The sequence below is a fragment of the Oleiphilus sp. HI0066 genome (assembly GCF_001635725.1).
In genome coordinates this window covers 1-608 of record NZ_LWFH01000628.1, presented here as the reverse complement: position 1 = coordinate 608, position 608 = coordinate 1, and the positions used below count along the sequence as shown (strand labels likewise).

At 38.2% G+C, this 608-nt stretch carries 2 protein-coding genes; both read left to right on the top strand.

Annotated elements, in window-relative coordinates:
* Positions 1–186: hypothetical protein (locus tag A3738_RS31865; protein WP_231876579.1), on the top strand; the 186-nt coding region annotated here is incomplete at its 5' end.
* Positions 179–608, top strand: a 430-nt coding sequence (locus A3738_RS08075) for a glycosyltransferase (protein WP_156504091.1), incomplete at its 3' end; no start/stop codon positions are given. The genes A3738_RS31865 and A3738_RS08075, both read left to right, overlap by 8 nt.

Below are 608 nucleotides of genomic sequence, written 5' to 3'. Positions count from 1 at the left end.
CCGGCGGCATTGTTTATCTTTTCGGTTAGCTATTTTTGGCCGCAGCATCTTTTTGGGGAAGATCGAATTGGGCTACTTTGTAATATCTTGACCCAATCACTGACGGTTTTTATTTTCTCACTTTTGTGTATCAAAACGATAAGGCATCGTTTTCTGGGTTATTTTGGGTCTGTTTTTAATGAGTGATAATATAGTCGTTTCAGTTTGTGTGATTACTTACAAACACTCTAGATATATTCGAGATTGTTTGGAAGGAATCTTTAATCAAAGAACTACATTTGAATTTGAGGTAATAGTTGGTAACGATTCTTCTCCTGATGAAACCGCACGAATTTTGAATTCCTATAAAGATAGTGTGAAGCGCTCTTATACTCCAATAAATAGACCCTCCAATATTGGTGGTAAGAGAAATTTTGTGGATGTAGTTGCTAGAGCGAAGGGCGAATACATTGCAATCTGTGACGGTGACGACTATTGGATTGACCCTCTAAAGCTCCAAAAACAGTATGACGCACTCCAGCGTCATCCGAATGTAGATTTATGCTTTCACCCTGCGAAAGTAATTGGCAATGAAAAGTTTCATTCAGTACGTAACAACTTAAGTGCTG